Raw genomic sequence first — 22,726 nt, forward strand, 5'->3', positions numbered from 1 at the left:
TACCGTTAGTGTGGGGCCCCGTCCGAGACGCTCCAACGCCCCATCGGGGGCGACCCCCCGGCCGGAGGGCCCGTACCTCAATGTCCGCCACCACAGCCGCGTTCGCCTCAGCACATCCGCCGGAGTTCCCCCGGCACGTCGTCACCGCCGTGCTCGTCTCCCACGACGGCGCGCGCTGGCTCCCCGACGCCCTCGCCGGACTCCTCGGCCAGGAGCGCCCCGTACAGAACGTCGTCGCCGCCGACACCGGCAGCGCCGACGACTCCGCGCGGTTGCTCACCGAGGCACTCGGCGCCGACCGCGTCCTGCATCTGGCACGCCGCACCGGCTTCGGCACCGCCGTCGACGAGGCCGCCCGCACCGCGGGCGTCCTCACCCCCGACGACCTGCCCTATCTGAAGCGGCCCAGCGGCTGGGACCCGGTCACCAGGACCTGGCGCGACGAGACGTACGACATGCCGGAACTGCCGTACGGCGAACCGGTGCAGTGGCTGTGGCTCCTCCACGACGACGCGGCGCCCGAGCCGGACGCCCTCGCCGAACTGCTGCGCGTCGTCGACTCCGACGAGTACGCGGCCATCGTCGGGCCCAAGCTCCGCGGCTGGTACGACCGCAAGCAACTCCTGGAGACCGGCGTCTCCATCGCCAACAGCGGGCGCCGGTGGACCGGACTCGACCGGCGCGAGCAGGACCAGGGCCAGCACGACCAGGTCCGCTCCGTGCTCTCCGTCTCCTCCGCCGGCATGCTCGTACGCCGCGACGTCTTCGAGGAACTCGGCGGCTTCGACCGCCGGCTGCCCCTCATGCGGGACGACGTCGACCTGTGCTGGCGCGCGCACTCCGCCGGCCATCGCGTGCTCATCGCCCCCGACGCCGTGCTGCGGCATGCGGAGGCCGCCGCCCGTGAGCGCCGCACCGTCGACTGCGCGGGCCGCTCCGTCGCGAGCCCCCACCGCGTCGACAAGGCCGGGGCCGTCTACACGCTGCTCACCAACGCCCGTGGCGTGACGCTTCCCTACGTCCTGCTGCGCATCGTCCTCGGCACACTGCTGCGAACCCTCGCCTATCTCGTCGGCAAGGTGCCCGGTCAGGCCGTCGACGAGGTCATGGGGCTCTTCGGCATCCTGCTGCGACCCGAGCGCATCATCGCCGGCCGCCGCAGAAGAGCGAACGGCCGAGCCGTCGAAGCCGCCGAACTGCGCTCCCTGTTCCCGCCGACCGGCGCCACCGTCCGTGCCACGGTCGAGCAGGTGGCCGGTCACTTCGGTGCCGGCAAGGAGTCCGACGCGGGCGGCTCCCGGCACGGCGCCGTCGAGTCCGGCCCCGGCGGTGACGACGCCGACTACCTCGAGGTCGAGCAGTTCGCCCGGCTGAAGAAGATCGCGGGCAAGCCCGCGCCGGTGCTGTTCGCCCTTCTCCTCATCGTCTCCGTCGTCGCCTGCCGCGGGCTCTTCGGCGGCGGATCGCTCGCCGGCGGCGCTCTGCTGCCCGCCCCGGCCGACGTGGCCGACCTCTGGTCGCGCTACGCGGACAGCTGGCACCCCCTCGGCACCGGCGGCACCCAGACGGCACCGCCCTACCTCGGCATCCTCGCGGGCCTGTCCACGCTGTTCCTCGGCTCCACCGGCTTCGCGCTCACCGTGCTGCTCGTCTGCTCGGTGCCGCTCGCCGGTCTCACCGCGTACTTCGCCTCACGCCCCATCGTCGAGTCCCGGCTGCTGCGCGCGTGGGCGGCCGTCGCGTACGCCTTCCTGCCCGCGGCCACCGGCGCGCTCGCCACGGGACGGCTCGGCACCGCGGTCCTCGCGATCCTGCTGCCCCTCATGGTCCGTGCGGCCGTCGCTGCACACGGTCTGCGTTCGGGTGCCGGCTCCGGCGCGCGCGGCAGCTGGCGCGCGACCTGGGCGTACGCCCTGCTGCTCACCCTCACCACGGCGTTCACGCCCGTGGTGTGGCTGATCGCTCTCATCCTCGGGATCGGCGTCCTCGTCCTGCGCCGCAACGACATCACCGCCTACGCGCTGCGCCTCCTCGCCGCCGTGGGCACGCCGATGCTCCTCCTGGCGCCCTGGTCGCTCACCCTGCTGACCAGCCCTTCGGGTTTCCTCCGCGAAGCCGGACTGGACATCGGCAGCGGAGGCGCGTCGGCGCTCGACCTGCTCGGCATCAGCCCCGGCGGGCCGAAGGCGGGCGGCGGGTTCCTGCTGATCGGCATCGTCCTCGCCGCGCTGGCGGCCCTGCTGCGCGAGCAGCGGCAGTTCGCGATCCGCACGGCCTGGGCCGCCGCGCTCGTCGGGTTCCTCTTCGCGGCCGTCGCCAACGGCTCCGGCTGGGCCGGACCCGCCACCCTCGTCTACGGCATCGCCCTGCTGTCGGCGGCCGTCCTCGGCGCCGAAGGCGGCCGGACACGCGTGGCCGCCCAGAACTTCGGCTGGCGGCAGCCCGTCGCCGTGCTCATCGCCCTGGCGGCGGGCATCGGCCCGGTCGTCGCGGCCGTGGGCTGGATGGTCGGCGGCGCCGCCGACCCGCTCACCCGGCGTGACCCGGTCCAGGTGCCCGCGTTCGTCGCCGAGGAGAGCGACACCCGGGACCAGCCGCGCACCCTCGTCCTCGGCGGCACATCGCCCGCGCAGGTGCCGTACACCCTCGTGCGCGGCTCCGGCAGCCGGCTCGGTGACGCCGAACTGGCCGAGGCGGGCGGCAGCGACGCCCGTCTCGACAAGATCGTCGCCAATCTGGTCGCCGGCTCCGGGGCCGACCAGACCAGCCAGCTCAGCGGCTTCGCGATCCGCTACGTCCTCGTCCGCGACGGAGCGCCGCGGCAGACCAGCCGCGTCCTGGACGCCACCCCCGGACTCAGCCGCCTCAGCCAGCTCGACGGCAGCGCGCTGTGGCGCGTGGACCGCCAGGTCGCCCGCGCCACGATCGTCACCGGCAAGGGCGACCCCCTGCCCGTCGCGTCGGACACCGTCGAGGCGCACACCAAGATCCCGTCGGGCGGGGAGGGGCGCGTGCTGCGCATCGCCGACCGGGCCGACGGCGGCTGGCAGGCCACGCTGGACGGTCGTGCCCTGACGAAGACGACCGTCGACGGCTGGGCGCAGGGCTTCGAGCTGCCCGCCGAGGGCGGCCGGCTCGACCTGACGTACGAGGACTCCGCCGCCCACACCGGCTGGATCTGGGCGCAGGCCTTCCTCGCCCTGGTACTCGTCGTTCTCGCCCTGCCCGGCCGACGGGCACAGATCGACGACGACCTGCCGGACGAGGCGGTCGCCGTACCGGCCCAGCCGGTGGACGGCGAGGGCCGCCGGGCCCGCCGGTTGCGCGCCCAGGCGGAGGCCGAGGCAGAAGCGGATTCCGAGGGGGAGCAGCCCCCGAACGCCCCGCCCGTCCCGGCCACGCCCCCCGGCACGCCGGAGGACAACGGCCACTACGCCGACCCGTACGGCCGGCCCCCGGCGGACCAGAACGTCTTCGACCCTCAGCAGTCGCCGTCCGTCTCCTACGCCGTCCCCCAGCAGCAGTACGGCGAGTGGGACGGGCAGCAGACCTACGCGGAACCCGGTTACAGCCCCGTGTACGGCCAGGACCAGTACCCCTACGGGGGCGAGGGGGCCTACGGCAACGAGCCGTACCAGCAGCCGTACCAGGCCGACCCCTACCAGCCCGATCAGTATCAGAACGGCGGCTACGCCGAGGACGGCCGGAACCAGGACGGCCGGTACGCCGAGGGGCAGTACCAGGACGGCCAGTACGCCGACGGACCGTACGCGGACGGGCGGCAGTACCCGGAGGGGCAGTACCCCGAGGGCCAGTACCCGCAGGGCCAGTACCCCGACGGGCCGTACGACCCCTACCCGTACGACGGCGAGGGCCGCCGCCCCGGACCGAACGGAAACCACGGCAACACGACGCGAGGCGAGTCAGAGTGAAGCGCACGACCATCTCCCTGCTCGCCACCGTCACCGCCCTGGCCGCGGTCACCGGATTCGCCTCCCTGAGCGCCCCCGACGGCACCACGGAGAAGGAGAGCACGGCCGCGGCCCGGCTCCCGGTGGAGCGCTCCAGCCTGCTCTGTCCCGCGCCGAGCAGCTCCGAGGTCGCCGAGACCGAGTACTCGTCCTTCACCCCGGCGGGCAAGGACGGTGGAGCGAAGAGCGGCACGGCCGTGCTCAAGCCGTCCAGCGCGGTGCTCGCCGACCCGGAGACCGAGCCCAAGAAGGCGCCCGCGAAGAAGCCGGGGCCGGCCAAGCCGCTGCTCACGCTGACGGAGCCCGGCAAGCCGGTCGGGGCGAAGGTGAGCGGCGGGGAAGCGGCGGCGCTCGTCGGCACGGCCACCGGTCGTTTCGCGCCCGGCTGGAGCGCCCAGCAGACGACCACGGTCACCGCGGGCGGCGCGCGCGGCCTGCTCGGGGTCGGCTGCACCTCGCCCGACACCGACTTCTGGTTCCCCGGTGCCTCCACCGCCGAGGAGCGCCAGGACTATGTCCACCTGACCAACCCGGACGACACCCCGGCCGTCGCCGACATCGAGCTCTACGGCAAGGACGGCGCGCTCAAGACCACGCTGACCGAGGGCATCCCGGTGCCCGCCGGATCGAGCGTCCCCGTCCTGCTGTCGACGCTGACCTCGCAGCCGTCCCCGGACGTCACGGTCCATGTCTCGACCCGCACGGGCCGGGTCGGCGCCGTGGTGCGGGCCGCCGACGAGAAGGCCGGCAGCGACTGGCTGACCGCGTCGGCGGACCCGGCCGGCACCGCGGTGCTGCCCGGGATCCCCGCCGACGCCACCTCCGTGCGGCTGGTGGCCTTCGCCCCCGGTGAGGACGACGCCGACCTGAAGATCCAGCTCGCGGCACCGGACGGCGCGATCGTGCCGGCGGGCCACGAGACCCTGCATGTGAAGTCCGGGATGACCGCGAGCGTCGACCTGGCGGACGTCACCAAGGGCGAGGCCGGATCGCTGATCCTCAGCCCGGCCCAGAGCGGCCGGGCCACCCCCGTCGTGGCGGCACTTCGGGTCGTCCGCGGCAAGGGCGACAAGCAGGAGGTCGCCTTCATCCCGGCGACCGCGGCCGTCGGAGAGCGGGCGACGGTCTCCGGCAACCCGGCCAAGGGCGCGACGCTCTCGCTGACCGCACCCGGTGCGGCCGGCGAGGTCAAGGTCACCGCGTCGGCGGGCACCGAGGGCGGCAGCCCCGCCGTGAAGACCTACAAGGTCGGCGCGGGGACCACGACAGCGGTGGCGCCACCGGTGCCGACCGGTCTGAAGGGCACGTACGCGCTGACCGTGGAAACGGTCTCGGGCGGCCCTGTGCACGCCTCGCGCATGCTGGCGCTGCCGCAGGACGGTGTCGCGATGTTCACGGTGCAGACGCTGCCGGACGACCGGGGGACGGTGGCGGTGCCGAAGGCCCGGCAGGACCTGTCGGTACTGGACGACTGACGGCGGCGCCGCGGCGGCAACAGGGAGGCGCGGGCTCCGCGCAGGGGCGCCGGGCGGGGCCGACCGCGGTACGTGCGGGGTACCGGTCCTCAGGAGTCGGGTGAGCGCAGCACCCGTAGATGGCCCCGGCGGGCGACCTCCATGGGGTCCGCCGTCCGACGGCCGTTCTGCGCCTCGGCCGCTCTGCCCTGAGGGCGGGCGGCTTCCCGTACGGCGTTGGCGAGTGCTTCGAGATCGTCGCCGCTGGGACGGGACGGGGCGGAGCCATCGGTGAGCCGCACCACCTCCCAGCCGCGCGGGGCGGTCAGCCGCTCGCTGTGTTCCGCACACAGGTCGTAGCAGTGGGGCTCGGCGTAGGTGGCGAGCGGGCCGAGGACCGCAGTCGAGTCGGCATAGACGTACGTCAGTGTCGCGACGGCAGGGCGGCCGCACGCGGTGCGCGAACAGCGACGTACAGGGCTCACGACGTTGGACGGTACCGCACTCTTGAGCGGGCTGCGACGACTCTCCACCAGGTCACTCCCCCGTGTCGTGGTACGACGCCCGTGGTGAGGGCGTCCCGGGCAACTGGCCTGACCTGCGCGGAAGGAGAAGTGCCGGGACGGCGACCACCCGTGATCCGGTCATGACTTGGCGTAAATGAGGTCAATCACGATGACGCCGACGATCGCCGGACGGCCCGCAACCGGGCCGAAGGATCGCCGGAACGCTCACATTGCGACATCGTGCCTCCTCGGCGCGGGCACGCGATCGCCGCCCCCCCCGGAGAGCTACCCTGCGTCAGTGATGGACAGTCCTGTACCGCCCCCACCGATCGAGCCGCGACCGCGGCGTCGCGACCGCCATGGTCGCGGGATGCGCGGACCCGTCGCCCCGCCCCAGGTGCCGCTCGCGGCGAGCCGGGCCGAATCCTTCCGTGACCTGGTGCAGGACTCGATGGAGCGACTGGAGCGGCGCTGGCCGCAGCTGGCCGAGGTCGACTTTCTGGTGCTGGATGTGCCGGGAGCGCCGGACGAGGCGGTTCCGCTCGGTGCCTCGGCGCCCGCGGACAAAGGACGGCCCGCTCGGATCGTGGTCTACCGGCGCCCCGTGGAGATCCGTACGAAGAACCGCGACGAGCGCGCGCTGCTGGTGCACGAGGTCGTGGTGGAGCAGGTCGCCGAGCTGCTCGGCCTGGCACCGGAGTCCGTGGACCCGCGCTACGGGCAGGACTGAGCCCGCTGTCGGGCAGGACTGAGCCCGCCGTCGGGCAGGACTGAGCCCGCCGTCCGGCAGGACTGGGGCACGCGGTCCCGGTAGGAGTGGGGCACGCGGCCCGGGCAGGTTCGAGCATCGCCGTGCAGGCAGGTCCGAGGGCGCCTGCACCGGAGTTCCCCACGTCCACCGGAGGCCGGCCGGATGTCCGACGGACGGCCCCCTGCCCGGGCGCCGGCTTCTTTGAAAGTCGAACGAATCCCTGTGCGGACCATTGACCTCCGCTTGTCGGGGACACGACCATTCCTTGGGTCGGTGAGAGATCGCTTTCCGCATCACGGAATCCGGAGGTGGGTCTGTCGTGTTCGTGCAGGACCTGGAACCCGTCGGCAACTCGCTCGCCCTGTCCGCCCTCGTCGCGGCCCTCCCCCTGGTCACCGTCCTGGTGCTCCTCGGCGCCGTACGCATGAGAGCCCACCTCGCCGGACTCATCGGCCTCGCCGTCGCCGTGCTGGTCGCCTGGGCCGCCTTCACGATGCCGCTCGGCCAGACCCTCTCGGCCGGCGCGCAGGGGGTGCTCTTCGGGCTCTTCCCCATCATGTGGATCGTCGTCAACGCCCTGTGGGTGTACCGGATGACCTCCGCACGCAGCACTTCGACATCCTGCGCCGCTCCTTCGGCCGGCTCTCCGACGATCCGCGCATCCAGGCCCTGGTGATCGCCTTCTGCTTCGGGGCGCTGCTCGAAGCGCTCGCCGGATTCGGCGCCCCCGTCGCCATCTGCTCGGTGATGCTCGTCGCACTCGGCTTCGACCCGGTCAAGGCGGCGGTCGTCTCCCTCGTCGCCAACACCGCGCCCGTCGCCTTCGGCGCCATGGGCACCCCCGTGGTGACCCTCGCCCAGGTCACCGGCCTGCCGTTGGACACGGTCGCCGCGGTGGTCGGCAGGCAGACACCGCTGCTCGCCCTCGTCGTACCGCTGGTGCTCGTCTACCTCGTGGACGGCCGACGGGGTCTGCGGGAGACCTGGGTACCCGCGTTCGCCTGCGGAGTCGCCTTCGCCGTGGCCCAGTTCGCGGCGGCCAACTATGTCTCGGCCCAACTCGCCGACATCGCCGCCGCCTTGGCGGGCGCGGCCGCCCTGATCGCCGTGCCGGGCGCACGCAGGCCCGCCGAGGAGCCGGTGCGGGCGGCCGTACTGACCGGTGTGCGCAGCGAGGAACTCGACCGCGAGGACCCCCGCCGGGAAGTGGTGCGCGCCTACGCCCCGTACGCCCTCATCGTCGTGATCTTCTCGATCGCCCAGATCCCGCCGGTCAAACGCCTGCTGGCGCAGGCGACGCAGATCTTCGACTGGCCCCTGCTGCACGTGGCGGACCCGGACGGGAAGCCGGTCGGCGCCAACGAGTTCACCCTGCCGTTGATCGCCACCGGCGGGACGCTGGTGCTCCTGGCCGGAGCGCTGACCGCCGTCGTCCTCGGCGTACGGGCAACCGATGCGGCGCGCGAGTGGCTGGCGACCGTGCGCGAGCTGCGGTTCGCGATCCTCACGGTGATCTCCGTCCTGGCCCTCGCGTATGTGATGAACCTGTCCGGGCAGGCCGCCACCATCGGACAGTTCGTCGCCGCGGCGGGTGCCGGACTCGCGTTCCTGTCGCCCGTGCTGGGCTGGTTCGGCGTCGCCGTCTCCGGCTCGGACACCTCCGCGAACGCGCTCTTCGGCGCACTCCAGGTGTCGGCGGCACGTGAGTCCGGGCTGTCGCCGGAACTGCTCGCCGCCGCCAACAGCTCCGGCGGAGTGCTCGGCAAGATGATCTCCCCGCAGAATCTGACGATCGCCTGCGCGGCCGTGGGGCTCGCGGGCAAGGAGGGCGATCTGCTGCGCAAGGTGCTCCCCTGGAGCCTCGGACTGCTCCTGGTCATGTGCCTGATCGTGACCGCGCAGAGCACCGCGGTACTGGGCTGGATGCTGCCTTAGTTTGTGCGGGTAGTTTGGTGCGACCGCAGAGACTTTCAGGAGGATGGCCCGTGACCGCTGATCTGTCGCAGATCGTCAAGGCGTACGACGTCCGCGGGGTGGTGCCGGACCAGTGGGACGAGGCGCTGGCCGAGCTGTTCGGGGCAGCCTTCGTGCAGGTGACGGGCGCGGACGCGATCGTCGTCGGCCATGACATGCGCCCCACGTCCCCGGGGCTGTCGGGTGCCTTCGCCCGCGGCGCGGCGGCCCTCGGCGCCGACGTCACCCTGATCGGGCTCTGCTCGACGGACCAGCTGTACTTCGCCTCCGGGCACTACGACCTGCCCGGCGCGATGTTCACCGCCTCGCACAATCCCGCGCAGTACAACGGCATCAAGATGTGCCGGGCCGGCGCGGCTCCGGTCGGCCAGGACACCGGCCTCGCGGACATCCGCGGGCTGGCCGAGAAGTGGTCCGAGGAGGGCGCACCGGCCCCGGCGGCCACGCCCGGCACGGTGACCGAGCGGGACACCCTGACCGACTACGCCGCCCACCTGCTGTCGCTGGTGGACCTCTCCGCCATGCGCCCGCTGAAGGTCGTCGTGGACGCGGGCAACGGGATGGGCGGCCACACCGTCCCCACGGTCCTCGCGTCCCTGCCCCTCACCCTCGTCCCGATGTACTTCGAATTGGACGGCACCTTCCCGAACCACGAGGCGAACCCGCTGGATCCGGCGAACATCGTCGACCTCCAGGAACGCGTCCGGCTCGAAGGCGCCGACCTCGGCATCGCCTTCGACGGGGACGCCGACCGCTGCTTCGTCGTCGACGAGCGAGGCGAGGGCATCTCCCCGTCGGCGATCACGGCACTCGTCGCGGCCAGGGAGCTGGCGAAGCACCCCGGCGGCACGGTGATCCACAACCTGATCACGTCCTGGTCGGTCCCCGAGGTCGTCCGCGAGAACGGCGGCAAGCCGGTCCGCACCCGCGTCGGCCACTCCTTCATCAAGCAGGAGATGGCGCACACGGGAGCGATCTTCGGCGGTGAGCACTCGGCGCACTACTATTTCCGCGACTTCTGGAACGCGGACACCGGCATGCTCGCGGCCCTGCACGTCCTGGCCGCGCTGGGTTCCCAGGACGGCCCGCTCTCCGAACTCGTCGCGCAGTACGACCGCTACCGCGGTTCCGGCGAGATCAACTCCACGGTCGCGGACCAGGCGGGCCGCACCGCGGCGGTGAAGGCGGAATTCACGCGGCGCCCCGGCGTGACGACGGACGAACTGGACGGCCTGACGGTGTCGGCCGACGACTGGTGGTTCAACCTCCGCCCCTCGAACACGGAACCGCTGCTGCGCCTGAACGTGGAGGCACGGGACGAGGCGACGATGGCGAAGGTGCGGGACGAGGTCCTGGGGCTGGTGCGGGAGGGCTGAGGGGGAAACCTGGGGCACGGGATGCACGGGATGCGCGGGGTGCGGTGACCGGCACGGCCGGGCGGCGGGGCGTGGCCGGGTGGGTACGAGGCGCGGCGCCCCGCACGCCGGGCCTGGCCTTCGAAGCGCGCGGCCCCGTACGGCGGGCCTGAGTCTCCGAAGCGCGCGGCCCCGCACGCCGGCCCTGAGTCTCCGAGGCGCGGCGCCCCGCACGCGGCCCGCACCTTCACCCCCAGAACGCGCCGCACCGGGCCCCCCGGCGGTACGCTGACGTGGCCCAATCCGCAAGACCGCGACCGCGTGTTCGGCCACCACCGCACATGGTCCGCCCCCGAAGGGAACGTCACACATGCCGCTCGAAGCCGGTCTCCTGGAGATCCTCGCCTGTCCGGCCTGCCACGCGCCGCTCAGCGACAGCACGGCGGAGGAGACCCCCGAGCTGATCTGCACCAGCAAGGAATGCGGCCTGGCCTACCCCGTACGCGACGGCATCCCCGTCCTTCTCGTCGACGAAGCACGCCGCCCCGCCTGACCCACCACCGTACGGCGATCGGAGACCCCATCCCATGCTCGACGAGTCGCTCCTCGACGATCCGGAAGCCCTGGCCCGTGCCGATCGCCGAGGACTGCTCCGTGGCGCCGCCGAGGCGGGGGCGCGGGTCCGCACCGCCGCCCGGCACGCCGCCGAGGCCGGCATCTCCGAGCTGAAGCCCGAGGGCCGCCCCCGTGCCGTCCTCGTCGCCGGCCCCGGACACGCCGCCACCGGAGTCGCTGATCTGATCGGCGCACTCGCCGGTGCTTTCGCCCCCGTCACCCGCCTGCATCCCACCGGTGTCGCACCCGCGGCCGGCGCGCTGCGCTGGGCGCTCCCCGGCTGGGCGGGATCGGTGGACCTGCTGCTCATCGCCACCACCGACGGCAGCGAACCGGGCCTCGCGCTCCTCGCCGAGCAGGCGTACCGCCGGGGTGCCACCGTCGTCGCCGTCGCCCCGCGCAACTCACCGCTCGCCGAGGCCGTCGACGGTACGCACGGCATGGTCGTCCCGATGGCCACCGCCCCGCACGAGCTGTACGAGGAGACGCAGGCCGCGAGCCCCGGCGCGCTGTGGGCGCTGTTCACACCGCTGCTGGCCCTGCTCGACCGGGTCGGGCTGCTGGAGGCTCCCGCGGAGATCCTGGAGAAGGTGGCGGAACGTCTGGACCGCACCGCCGAGCGCTGCGGCCCGGCGATCGCCACGTACAGCAACCCGGCAAAGACGCTCGCCGCCGAGCTCGCCGACAGCCTTCCGCTGGTCTGGACGGAGGGTGGGGGCGCGGCGCCGGTGGGCCGACGGTTCGCCGCCGTGCTGGCCGAGCTGGCCGGATGCCCCGCACTCGCCGCCGAACTGCCCGAAGCGCTCCCGGCACACGGCGGGCTCCTCGTCAGCGACTTCGCCGCCGGCGCCGACCCGGACGACTTCTTCCGCGACCGGGTGGAGGAGCCGCAGGCACTGCGCGCCCGGGTCGTCCTGCTGCGCGACCGGCCCGTCGGCGGTCTGACCGCAGCCCCCACGGCGCGTGAACTGGCACTCAGCCACGACACCCCCATCAGCGAGCTGGAACCCGAGGAGGGCTCGGAGCTCGAATCGATCGCCGAGCTGCTCGCCGTCACCGATTTCGCCGCTGTTTACCTGGCGCTCGCGGCGCTGGGCCACCCTGCGTAGCACCACCGCATCCACCGCATCCATCGCAGCACCGATTCACCGCACCGCCGTTCCATCGCACCGCCGTTCCACCGCACCACCGCAGTACGGAAATGAAGCAGGGAGAAGCCGAAAGATCATGGACCGCCTCGCCAACACCGTGCGCCCCTACGCCTGGGGATCCACGACCGCGATCCCGGAGCTGCTCGGCATCGAACCCACCGGTGAGCCGCAGGCCGAGATGTGGATGGGCGCCCACCCGGGCGCGCCGTCCCGTCTCACCCGCGAGGCGGGCGAGCGCGCGCTGTCCGATGTGATCGCCGCCGACCCGGCCGGCGAACTCGGCAGTGCGACCGTCGAGAAGTTCGGCCCGCGTCTCCCCTTTCTCCTCAAGATCCTCGCCGCGGGCGGCCCGCTCTCCCTCCAGGTGCATCCGAACCTCGAACAGGCGAAGGCCGGTTACGCCGCCGAGGAGAGCGCGGGCGTCCCGGCCGACGCCCCGCACCGCAACTACAAGGACGCCAACCACAAGCCCGAACTGATCTGCGCGCTCACGCCGTTCGACGGACTGTGCGGATTCCGGGACCCGCTGGACGCCGCGGAACTGCTCGCCGGCCTCGGCGTCGACACGCTGGAGCCGTACGTCGACCTGCTGCACGCCACCCCGGAGGAGGCCGCGCTCCGCGAAGTCCTGACCGCGGTGCTGACCGCCGACCCCGACGAGATGACGAAGACCGTGCACGCGGCCGCGCTCGCCGCGGAACGGCTCGGCGGTCCCTACATCCCGTACGCCGCCATCGCCCGCCACTACCCGGGCGACCCGGGCGTCATCGCCGCGATGCTGCTCAACCACGTCCAACTGCAGCCGGGAGAGGCCCTGTTCCTCGGCGCCGGAGTTCCGCACGCCTATCTCAACGGGCTCGGAGTCGAGATCATGGCAAACTCCGACAACGTCCTGCGCTGCGGACTGACCCCCAAGCACGTGGACGTCCCCGAACTGCTGCGCATCGTCCGCTTCGAGGCGGGCGACCCCGGCGTACTGCGCCCGGAAGCCTCCCCGTCCGGTGAGGAGCTGTACGACACCCCCACCGACGAGTTCCGTCTCTCGCGTTTCGTTCTCGCGCCGGGAGCGGCCGCACGCGACATCACCGCGCCGACCCCGCAGATCCTGCTCTGCACCGCGGGCGGCGTCACCGTCGGCGAACTGGCCCTCGCACCGGGGGAGTCCGTGTTCGTCCCCGCAGGTGACAAGACGGAGATCGCGGGCACCAGGGGCGGTACCGGAACCCTCTTCCGCGCCACTGTGGTGGTCTGACGCCGCCCGCCTTCCGGTGCTGCAACAATGGCGCACCGCAAAGACCGGGCAAAACCGAACCGGCGACCGACGTCAGGACGAAGGGACATCCCGCACACATGAGCGCGTCAGGCGGAACCAAGGCGATCGTGGCGGCACTGGCCGCCAATCTCGCAATCGCGGTAGCGAAGTTCGTGGCGTTCCTGTTCAGCGGCTCGTCGTCGATGCTCGCCGAAAGCGTCCACTCGCTCGCCGACTCCGGCAACCAGGGTCTGCTGCTCCTCGGCGGCAAGAAGGCCCAGCGCGAGGCGACCCCGCAACACCCCTTCGGCTACGGCCGCGAGCGCTACATCTACGCCTTCCTCGTCTCCATCGTCCTCTTCTCGGTCGGCGGCATGTTCGCCATCTACGAGGGCTACGAGAAGATCAAGCACCCGCACCCGATCGAGGCCTGGTACTGGCCGGTCGGCGTCCTCGTCTTCGCGATCATCGCCGAGACGTTCTCCTTCCGTACGGCCATCAAGGAGTCCAACGCGGTCCGCGGGGCGCTGTCGTGGACGCAGTTCGTGCGGCGGGCCAAGGCGCCCGAGCTCCCCGTCGTCCTGCTGGAGGACCTGGGCGCGCTGGTGGGTCTGTTCCTGGCGCTCGGCGGCGTCGGCCTCGCCCTGGGCACGGGCAACGGCGTGTGGGACGGCATCGGCACGCTCTGCATCGGTGTCCTGCTGATCGCCATCGCGATCGTCCTGGCCGCGGAGACGAAGTCGCTCCTGCTGGGCGAGGCGGCCGGTGTCGAGGACGTCGAGAAGATCAAGAAGGCCCTGGTGGACGGCCAGGTGGTCACGCGCATCATCCACATGCGCACCCTCCACCTCGGTCCGGAGGAGCTTCTGGTCGCGGCGAAGGTCGCGGTGGAGCACGACGACACGGCCACGGAGATCGCCCATGCGATCAACGCCGCCGAGGACCGCATCCGCGCCGCCGTCCCGATCGCCCGCGTGATCTACCTGGAGCCGGACATCTACGACGCGGCGGCGGCCGAGGCGGGTGTGAACCCGGCGAAGTCCCCGGGCGACGGCCCGGCCCCGGACGGGTCGCACTGACACCTCGGCCTGACCCCTCGGGCGCGCGAACGGCATCCTGCATACGTAACGGTTGGGCCCCCGGACCCTGTGGTCCGGGGGCCCAACCGTTGCTTCCCTCTTCTTGCGCATGCCTCTTCTTTAGGTCACCTTTCCGGGTCACCAGGTCACCTTTTTGAGCGCCGAGGCGGTCTGGGTCGGGCCGGGGCAGCCGGCGGGGCGCCGGGAGGCGGCCCGGTGAACTGCCCAGCCGGCCGCGCACGCCGCCGCCGCCCCGTTACCCAGTCGGCCAACCCGAGGCCTGCTCCGGCCAGAAGTGCCATGCCCGACACCACGACACCCACGATCAGCAGCACCGGCACGGCGGTGTCGTCCGCGCGGCCCTTCACCGCCCCCACCGGCACGGTGCCGCCGCCCTCGAAGAAGCGTGAGTCGAGGGAATCCATACGGTTGTCCCCGAGCAGGAAGACCTGCCCGTCCGGCACCTTCACGTCGTACGGAGGCGCACCGCCGACCGCGTCCCCGTCCCTGAGGTAGGGCTCTCGCAGCGGCTTCCCGTTCACGGTGACCCGCTCACCGCTGTCGCAGCAGGCGACGGAGTCCCCGCCGACGCCCACCACCCGCTTCATCGTCTCCTGGTCGACGGGCGCCGGAGCGCGGAACAGGACGATGTCGCCACGCCGTACGTCATCGGGGCCCGCCTCGTCGAAGAAGACGGCGTCGCCCTGCGCATACCCAGGCGTCATCGAATCGCCGCTCGCCGCGCGCACCGAGTACCCCAAGAGCGGCACCAGCGTCCCCGTCGTCCCCAGCAGGCCGACTGCCAGCAGAACTAACCCGGCAACTCGCAGCCGGCGCTTCGGCCGTCTCCTTCTCATGTGGTCCCCCCACGTCGCCACCCCCGGCCCGCACGGGCCGGGCCCCGCGCGATGCCCGCGCGGGGCCCGGGGTGCATGGCCCTCAGTCATGGTTACGGCCTGCTCCTGCACGCACCTGTGCGGGCAGGCGTACGGCTACTGAACTTCGCGCAACACCGCGAGGACCGCCGCCTCGTCGGGAGCCGTCGACAACCGCTCGCGGAAGCCGGTGTCCATCAGCTTGCGCGACAGCATCGCGAGGATCCGCAGGTGTTCGTCACCCGCGGCCGCCTCCGGCACGGTGATCATGAAAATCAACTTGGCCCGCGTGCCGTCGAGCGACCCCCACTCGACGCCCTCGGCCGACCGGGCGAACCCGACCACCGGCGCCGTGACCGCATCGGTCTTGGCGTGCGGAATGGCGATCTCCTCGCCGAGCCCGGTGGACCCCTGGTCCTCACGGACGAATGCCGCCGCCACCAGCGCCTCCAGGTCGGCGACCTTCCCGGTGGTGGCGAGCATCGCGGCCATCTCGCGGATGGCGGCGTCCTTGGTCTGCGCCTCCAGCCGTACCTTCACGGTCCGCCCGGTGAGATACCCGGACAGCACCTCGTCGACGACAGCCGCGGTCCCGGCCTCGGGCGCGGACTCGGCCTGGGTCCCGGGCTCGGCCTGGCTCCCGGGCTCTGGCGCGGCCTCGGCATGGGTCCCGGTCTCGGGGCCGGCCTGTGGCGCGGTGGCGCCGGAGGCCGCCGGGGGAGCGGCGGGTGCCTTCGTGCGTACGGCCGCGGTGCCGACGCCCGACCCCGCGTCGGCGAGTACCGGCTCGGGTACGAGAGGCCCGGTCCCGCTTGCGGGTGCGGCTCCGGCTCCCGCCGTCGCGAGTGCCGCCTGACCGCGGCTGCCGCGCTCCTTGATGTCGATCAGCGCATTCGTCGTGATCGCCGTGACGAGGGTGCCGACGGCCACGGCGAGGAAGAACATCGGCACCCCGCCGATCGCGCCGAGCACCGCCACGATCGGTCCGCCGTGCGGTACGGCGTCCTCGACGGAGGCGACACCGGCGATCGCGCCGGCCACCGCACCACCGAGCATGTTCGCCGGTATCACCTGCGCGGGCCGGGCGGCAGCGAACGGAATCGCGCCCTCGGAGATGCCGAACATGCCCATGAACAGTGCCGCCATACCGGTCTCGCGCTCCTGCTGCGAGTAGAGCCTGCGCCGTATCAGCGTGGCGAGCCCCTGACCCAGCGGCATCACCGGGATCGCGGCTGCGCACATGCCCATGACGGTCTGGTTGCCGGTCGCGATGAGCCCGGCGCCGAAGAGGAACGCGGTCTTGTTGACCGGCCCGCCCATGTCGAACGCGATCATGAGCCCCAGCAGCGCACCCAGCAGTACCGCACTGGTTCCGGTCATCCCGCTCAGCCAGTCGGTGAGATGCGTGAACACCCAGGCGATGGGTTCGCCGATGACATAGATGAAGAACAGGCTGAGCGCCGTCGTCGCCACGATCGGGATCACGATGATCGGCATGATCGGCTGCGCGAACTTGGGAACCTTGACCTTCTTGATCCACAGGACCAGATATCCGGCCAGGAACCCGGTCACGATGGCGCCGATGAACCCGGCGCCCGCCTCGGAGTCGTAGAACTCCCCGTGCCCGGCGATCCAGCCACCGATCATGCCCGGCACCAGCGCGGGCCTGTCGGCGATCGCGTAGGCGATGTATCCGGACAGAATCGGGATCATCAGCTCGAAGCCGATGACACCGACGGCGTTCACATCCGCCCAGAAGGTCCCCTCGGGGATCACATAGCCCTTGGCCGTCGCGTCACCGCCGAGTGCGAGGGATATCGCGATGAGCAGTCCGCCGACGACCACGAACGGGATCATGTACGAGACGCCGTTCATCAGCGCCTTGTAGACGATGCTGCGCTCCTTGCCGCCCCCGGCCGCCCTCGGTCCGCCGACCACCGGTCCGCCGCCACTGCCGCTGCCCGCAGCGTGCACGGGCGCGCTCCGCACCTGCTCGATCAGACGCTCCGGGTGGCGGATCCCTTCGGCCACCCCGACGGCCAGCACCTTCTTGCCCACGAAACGGCTGCGGTCGACGTCCTTGTCGGCGGCGATGATGATGCCGTCAGCGTTTCTGACATCGTTGTCAGTAAGGACGTTCTCAGCGCCGATGGAGCCCTGCGTCTCCACCTTGATCTCGACGCCGAGCGCCTCCGCGGCCTGTGCCAGCTTCTCCGCGGCCATGTAGGTGTGCGCGATGCCGGTCGGACAGGCGGTCACCGCGAGAAGCCTGACCTTCCGCTTCTCGCTCTCCGGACTGGTCACGTGTTTCTCCTAACGCTTGTGGCGCAGATCGTGCAGATTCCCGATCCCGCAGCATCGTGCACCACGTTTGCGCCACGTCAAAAGCCCTGGTCGCCCGGCACTCAAGGGACAAGGGCCCTGGGATGTGGCCGAATCCCGCCCCGGGGCGGGCTGGGGTCGACCGCAGGGATCGGTGTAGATTCGTGACCAGACTCAGACGTCGCTGCTGATGGCGGTCGGGCGGTCCTCACGGACCGACCGAGGGAGAGAGGGCCTCCGACGGACTGCGCTGCGAGTGGCCCGGGCATTCCTGTGTCCGCCGCCGCAGAGCCAGCCGTACCCACCTCGACCCACACCACGAGGAGCAGCTCGCCCATGACGACTGTCGCCACCGGCCAGGACTTCAAGGTCGCCGATCTTTCGCTCGCCGACTTCGGCCGCAAGGAGATCACCCTCGCCGAGCACGAGATGCCCGGCCTGATGTCGATCCGCAAGGAGTACGCCGAGCAGCAGCCGCTCGCCGGCGCTCGCATCACCGGCTCGCTGCACATGACCGTGCAGACCGCCGTCCTCATCGAGACCCTGGTCGCCCTCGGCGCCGAGGTCCGCTGGGCGTCCTGCAACATCTTCTCCACCCAGGACCACGCCGCCGCCGCGATCGCGGTCGGCCCCAACGGCACGCCGGACAGCCCCGCGGGCGTCCCGGTCTTCGCCTGGAAGGGCGAGACGCTGGAGGAGTACTGGTGGTGCACCGAGCAGGCGCTGACCTGGCCCGGCACGCCCACCGGCGGCCCGAACATGATCCTCGACGACGGCGGTGACGCCACGCTCCTGGTCCACAAGGGCGTCGAGTTCGAGAAGGCCGGCGAGGCCCCCGACCCGGCCACCGCGGACAGCGAGGAGTACGCCTACATCCTCCGCCTGCTGAACCGCACTCTCTCCGAGGACCCGCAGAAGTGGACCCGCCTGGCGTCCGAGATCCGCGGCGTCACCGAAGAGACCACCACCGGTGTTCACCGTCTGTACGAGATGCACCGCGACGGCACCCTCCTCTTCCCGGCGATCAACGTCAACGACGCGGTCACCAAGTCCAAGTTCGACAACAAGTACGGCTGCCGCCACTCGCTCGTCGACGGCATCAACCGCGCCACCGACGTCCTGATCGGCGGCAAGGTCGCGGTCGTCTGCGGCTACGGCGACGTCGGCAAGGGCTGCGCGGAGTCCCTCCGCGGCCAAGGCGCCCGCGTGATCATCACCGAGATCGACCCCATCTGCGCCCTCCAGGCGGCGATGGACGGCTACCAGGTCACCACGCTCGACGAGGTCGTCGGCACGGCCGACCTGTTCATCACCACCACGGGCAACAAGGACATCATCATGGCCGCCGACATGGCCAAGATGAAGCACCAGGCCATCGTCGGGAACATCGGCCACTTCGACAACGAGATCGACATGGCCGGCCTGGCGCAGATCCCGGGCATCGTCAAGGACGAGGTCAAGCCCCAGGTCCACACCTGGAAGTTCCCCGACGGCAAGGTCATCATCGTGCTGTCGGAGGGCCGTCTGCTGAACCTGGGCAACGCGACGGGTCACCCCTCGTTCGTGATGTCCAACAGCTTCGCCGACCAGACCCTGGCGCAGATCGAGCTCTTCACCAAGCCGCAGGAGTACCCGACCGACGTCTACGTGCTGCCGAAGCACCTCGACGAGAAGGTCGCGCGGCTGCACTTGGACGCGCTCGGCGTGAAGCTCACGACGCTCCGCCCCGAGCAGGCCTCGTACATCGGTGTGCAGGTCGAGGGCCCGTACAAGTCGGACCACTACCGCTACTGATCGTCTGCCGGCCACGGTCGGCTGCCCCCTGGACAGCGCGGGTGGGCAGTCGGCCGTAGGTCGGACCTGAGGACAGGACCGGCCCGTGGCGGCGCTGGACAGCTTCCGGCGGCCGACGGCTGCCGGACACCCTCCGGCAGCCGACGGCAGCTGCGCCGTCTCCGACGGCGGCAGCCGGACAGCTCCGCGACAGGTGGCCGTCACACCACTTGCCGCAGGCCAGGTGGCCGTCACGCCTCACTCGTCGCATGCGGCAGTCAGCCGCCCGTGGCCAACAGACAGCACAGCCGGCAGCGGTTCCAGGCAGGCCCCCGCACCCCCGTGTCGGGGGCCTGCCCCGTACGCCCCCCGAACGGCTCCGGCTCTCCGGCACGAGCCTCACCGCCCAAGGACACCGACGCCCCCATGCCCCGCGGCCGTTATTCGCTCCACGATCCGCACGATCACACCCCCCTCGGCAACGAACACTTCCAATGCGCCCCCGGTCCGTCCGGCTGGCGCTACGTCTCGCAGATCACCACCCCCTCCGGCGACCACGCCGGCTCCGTCGACCTCGCCCTCGACGAACTCGGCCGTCCCATCCGTCTCGAACTGCACGCATCCAGCTGGCAGGTCCGCGGCGCCGCGCTCGACGGCGTCACCTGGGTCCGCACCGACCCCACCGGCACTGATGCCACCGAAGGCAATGTCCGCGCACACGCCTTCACCGGCACTTCCCCCGCTTTTCTCATCGCCACAGCCCGCCTGCTGCACCTCACCCCCGGCTCCCCGGCGACGCGCGTCCGCCTGGTCGCCTTCACGGACCCAGTCCTCGCCCCCCGCACTGTGGATCAGTCCTGGGCCCTGGTGAAGAGTGAAGCGCATGCCACTGACAATGGCCCTCTGACCGTGGACGAATACCAGGTCAGCGCCCTGGACACGGGGGAGCAGCACGCGGTGTACATCGCGGGGGACGTGGTTCTCGCGGCGCCCGGCATCGAACTCGAGGACCTCGAGACGCCACCGTCGGTCCTGCCCTGACGAACGATCACGGGCAGGCCTGCGGAAGTCTGCCGCGGCCGGCCCGGTTGCTGCTTCTGGTCGGGGCGCCCGCCCCTACGCGGGCGGAGCGAAGCCCGTCGACTGCGATGCGCCGCCGTCGGCGCGCTCACCAGCACCACGGGTCGGCTCGGTCGGGGTGTGGGGGTGAGCTTCTTTGGTCAGCGCGACCGCCGCCGGCGTCGCCCGAGAACCAGCAGTCTCACTGCCACCAAGGATCCAGCCTGCACCAGGGGCCACAACGCTCCCCGCAGCAACAGCAGCAGCCGCACCAGCAACGCCACTCGCCCCCGTGGCCGGGGAGCCGAGAGCGGGTGCTGCCGCCTGCATCTGGCCGGCCCCGGTCATCGGGGCACCTCCGACGCCCCCTGCCCCGAAGGCCCGTCGTGCGTCGCGTGCTTGCCGCTCGCTCACCACAGCGGCCAGATAGGCGGCCGGAGGCACACCCTGCGGCGCGGGCGCCCCCGTGCGTTCGGCCAGGTCACCTGCCAGCCGTTCTGCCATCGACCAGCTCACCGCAGGGTCCAACTGGCGCATCCGTGTCAGGTACTGCCGTATCGCCAGCCACAGGTGATCAGGTACCGCCGACAGGTCCAATTCCGCGAAACGGCCCATGAGCCACGGCGGCGGAGGCGGCAGGACATTCCCACGCGTGGCCGGGACCCGCTCCCGTACGACCAGCGTCCCCGCGAACACATCCCCGATGCGCCGGCCCCGCGCCGACACCAGCGACGCGATACAGGCGATGACCCCGAACGACATCAGGATCTCGACCACGCCCATCGCCCCGCGCACCAGCGCGTGCCGGAACCGGATCGGCCCACCGTCGTCCCGCACGACCCGCAGTCCACAGGCGAGCTTCCCCAGGGAGCGCCCGTGGCTCAGGGTTTCCACGGCTATCGGCGCACCCACCAGGACCAGCAGGAACGTCGCGATCGACACCGCCATGACGGCTGCCTCGTCGAGTGAGGCCGTCGCCACGGCGAGGCCGATCGAGATGAACAGATAAGCGGCCCACACGACCACGAGGTCGATCACTATGGCGAGTGCCCGACTCGGCAGTTTCGCCGACTGCAGCCCCAGTACGACCGCGTCCCCCGTCACTAGCGCACTCACCGCTGCCGCCCTCCGCCGTCGACCGTCCCTGCCCCTTGCTTCACCAGTCTGCCAAGCTGATCCGCAGCGCGCCGCAGTAGTACGAACCGTACGCACCCCAGTGCCTGGAGCAGCAGCCGACCATGGACCTCGATGTCTTCGTGACCGCCCACCGTGCCGAGTGGGACCGCCTGGATCACCTACTGCACCGAGGCCGCCGACTCACGGGCGCCGAAGCCGACGAACTCGTCGCGCTCTACCAGCGCACCGCCACGCACCTGTCCCTCATACAGTCGAGCGCCCCCGACCCGGTCCTCACCGGCCGCCTCACGCAGCTGGTCGCCCGGGCCCGGTCCACGGTCACCGGAACCCGGCGAGCCACCTGGCGCGACGCGGTCCGCTTCCTCACCGCCGGTTTCCCGGCTGCCGTCTACCGCTCTCGTCACTGGTGGATACCGACCGCCGTCCTCTCCACCCTCCTCGCCGCGATCATCGGGTGGTGGATCGGCGCCCACCCCGAGGTCCAGTCCGCGATCGCCGCCCCCGAGGAACTGCGCCGGCTCACGCAACCGGGTGGCGAGTACGAGACGTACTACTCCAGCCACCCCGCGGCCTCCTTCGCCGCCCAGGTCTGGACGAACAATGCTCAGGCGGCCGCCATGTGCCTCACCCTCGGCGCCTTCCTGTGCCTCCCGGTGATCTGGATCCTGTTCCTCAACATGCTCAATCTGGGCGTCGGCATCGGCCTGATGTCCTCCGCCGGCCGTCTCGACACGTTCCTGGGTCTCGTCCTGCCGCACGGTCTTCTCGAACTGACCGCTGTCTTCGTAGCGGCGGGCACGGGCCTGCGGCTCGGCTGGACGCTGATCGACCCCGGCTCCCTGTCCCGCCGGACGGCCCTCGCCCAGCAAGGGCGCGCCGCACTCGGAATGGCCATCGGCCTGGCGCTGGTGCTCTTCGTGTCGGGCGTGATCGAAGGCTTCGTCACCCCGTCCGGCCTGCCCACATGGGCCCGCATCACCATCGGCATCGTCGCTGAAGTGGCCTTCCTTGCATACGTCTACGTCCTGGGCGGACGAGCGGCTCGGGCCGGCGACACCGGCGATGTCGACGAAACCGACCGCAGTGCCGAGCTCCCGGTCGCTGCGTGATGTGCGTCTGCCCCGCCTGACCTGCTACTGTCCTCTCCGCCCGCAAAAACCGTTGACACGGCAGATGCGGGGAGGTAGATTTTGGTAGTTGCCTCGGACTGGACAAGGCCGAGAGCAGTTGATAACGTCTCTCTCGCTCTCAACGGAAATTCAAATTTCCGCAGAGCCAATCGACTCCCTATCCGGATCACTCAGGCTGATTAGCTCAGCCGAAATGCTTCTGATAAAGTCGGTGCAGCCGAAAGGCGAAAGGCCACTCCAATCGGCCATCGGATTCAAACTCCACCGGAAACGGAACGGAAAAAGAATCTGGTAGGGTTGGAAACGCAAGACCGAAGGGAAG

The 22,726-nt window shown here is 71.4% G+C and carries 16 protein-coding genes and 1 pseudogene; 12 read left to right on the forward strand and 5 right to left on the reverse strand.

The annotated features are described in order from the left end of the window. The first annotated feature begins 80 nt into the window (after positions 1-80). Positions 81-3,932, forward strand: a complete 3,852-nt coding sequence (locus tag ABTX78_RS32845; RefSeq protein WP_352210432.1) for a glycosyltransferase — start codon at positions 81-83, stop codon at positions 3,930-3,932. Then, on the forward strand, positions 3,929-5,446 hold the full coding sequence (locus tag ABTX78_RS32850) for a DUF5719 family protein (protein ID WP_352210433.1): 1,518 nt from the start codon (positions 3,929-3,931) through the stop codon (positions 5,444-5,446). The genes ABTX78_RS32845 and ABTX78_RS32850 overlap by 4 nt, the downstream gene beginning before the upstream one ends. A gap of 89 nt (positions 5,447-5,535) precedes the next feature. Here the strand turns inward: ABTX78_RS32850 and ABTX78_RS32855 are convergent, their stop codons facing one another. Beyond that, complete coding sequence (locus ABTX78_RS32855; RefSeq protein WP_352210434.1) at positions 5,536-5,958, reverse strand: DUF3499 domain-containing protein; 423 nt, start codon at positions 5,956-5,958, stop codon at positions 5,536-5,538. Positions 5,959-6,232: 274 nt separating this feature from the next. On the opposite strand from ABTX78_RS32855, the gene ABTX78_RS32860 reads away from it, so the two are divergent. From ABTX78_RS32860 to ABTX78_RS32890, 7 genes and pseudogenes are all read left to right on the forward strand, one after another. Then, positions 6,233-6,661 (forward strand): metallopeptidase family protein, encoded by a 429-nt coding sequence (locus ABTX78_RS32860; protein WP_313945987.1) that lies wholly within the window; start codon positions 6,233-6,235, stop codon positions 6,659-6,661. A gap of 340 nt (positions 6,662-7,001) precedes the next feature. Then, positions 7,002-8,617: pseudogene (locus tag ABTX78_RS32865) on the forward strand (L-lactate permease). Between the two features lie 50 nt (positions 8,618-8,667). Continuing rightward, positions 8,668-10,032, forward strand: a complete 1,365-nt coding sequence (locus ABTX78_RS32870) for a phosphomannomutase/phosphoglucomutase (protein WP_352210435.1) — start codon at positions 8,668-8,670, stop codon at positions 10,030-10,032. 349 nt (positions 10,033-10,381) lie between these two features. Further along, complete coding sequence (locus tag ABTX78_RS32875; RefSeq protein ID WP_352210436.1) at positions 10,382-10,564, forward strand: Trm112 family protein; 183 nt, start codon at positions 10,382-10,384, stop codon at positions 10,562-10,564. Positions 10,565-10,598: 34 nt separating this feature from the next. Next, the gene (locus ABTX78_RS32880) at positions 10,599-11,735 is read left to right on the forward strand and encodes an SIS domain-containing protein (protein ID WP_352210437.1); all 1,137 of its coding nucleotides are present in this window, start codon (positions 10,599-10,601) and stop codon (positions 11,733-11,735) included. A gap of 118 nt (positions 11,736-11,853) precedes the next feature. Continuing rightward, the gene (gene manA, locus ABTX78_RS32885; RefSeq protein ID WP_352210438.1) at positions 11,854-13,029 is read left to right on the forward strand and encodes a mannose-6-phosphate isomerase, class I; all 1,176 of its coding nucleotides are present in this window, start codon (positions 11,854-11,856) and stop codon (positions 13,027-13,029) included. Between the two features lie 98 nt (positions 13,030-13,127). Continuing rightward, the gene (locus tag ABTX78_RS32890; RefSeq protein WP_352210439.1) at positions 13,128-14,108 is read left to right on the forward strand and encodes a cation diffusion facilitator family transporter; all 981 of its coding nucleotides are present in this window, start codon (positions 13,128-13,130) and stop codon (positions 14,106-14,108) included. Between the two features lie 146 nt (positions 14,109-14,254). Here ABTX78_RS32890 and lepB read toward each other — a convergent pair whose 3' ends face one another. Both lepB and ABTX78_RS32900 read right to left on the reverse strand, forming a co-directional pair. Beyond that, the gene (gene lepB / locus ABTX78_RS32895) at positions 14,255-14,965 is read right to left on the reverse strand and encodes a signal peptidase I (protein ID WP_365937894.1); all 711 of its coding nucleotides are present in this window, start codon (positions 14,963-14,965) and stop codon (positions 14,255-14,257) included. Between the two features lie 135 nt (positions 14,966-15,100). Beyond that, complete coding sequence (locus ABTX78_RS32900; RefSeq protein WP_502994036.1) at positions 15,101-17,206, reverse strand: fructose-specific PTS transporter subunit EIIC; 2,106 nt, start codon at positions 17,204-17,206, stop codon at positions 15,101-15,103. Positions 17,207-17,641: 435 nt separating this feature from the next. Between ABTX78_RS32900 and ahcY the strand changes: the two genes are divergently transcribed. Together ahcY and ABTX78_RS32910 are read left to right on the forward strand one after the other, a co-directional pair. Then, the gene (gene ahcY / locus ABTX78_RS32905) at positions 17,642-19,099 is read left to right on the forward strand and encodes an adenosylhomocysteinase (RefSeq protein ID WP_352210442.1); all 1,458 of its coding nucleotides are present in this window, start codon (positions 17,642-17,644) and stop codon (positions 19,097-19,099) included. Positions 19,100-19,504: 405 nt separating this feature from the next. After that, positions 19,505-20,119, forward strand: a complete 615-nt coding sequence (locus ABTX78_RS32910) for a hypothetical protein (RefSeq protein ID WP_352210443.1) — start codon at positions 19,505-19,507, stop codon at positions 20,117-20,119. A gap of 75 nt (positions 20,120-20,194) precedes the next feature. On the opposite strand, the gene ABTX78_RS32915 is transcribed toward ABTX78_RS32910, so the two are convergent. Further along, entirely contained in the window at positions 20,195-21,253 is a 1,059-nt protein-coding gene (locus tag ABTX78_RS32915) for an RDD family protein (RefSeq protein ID WP_352210444.1), read from the reverse strand. 122 nt (positions 21,254-21,375) lie between these two features. Here ABTX78_RS32915 and ABTX78_RS32920 point away from each other — a divergent pair, with 122 nt between their 5' ends. After that, positions 21,376-22,383 (forward strand): stage II sporulation protein M, encoded by a 1,008-nt coding sequence (locus ABTX78_RS32920; protein WP_352210445.1) that lies wholly within the window; start codon positions 21,376-21,378, stop codon positions 22,381-22,383. Between the two features lie 150 nt (positions 22,384-22,533). Here ABTX78_RS32920 and ABTX78_RS32925 read toward each other — a convergent pair. Further along, on the reverse strand, positions 22,534-22,726 hold a 193-nt coding region (locus tag ABTX78_RS32925), incomplete at its 5' end, for a hypothetical protein (RefSeq protein ID WP_352210446.1).

This window comes from Streptomyces sp. NPDC096193 (assembly GCF_040302905.1).
Classification (GTDB): domain Bacteria; phylum Actinomycetota; class Actinomycetes; order Streptomycetales; family Streptomycetaceae; genus Streptomyces.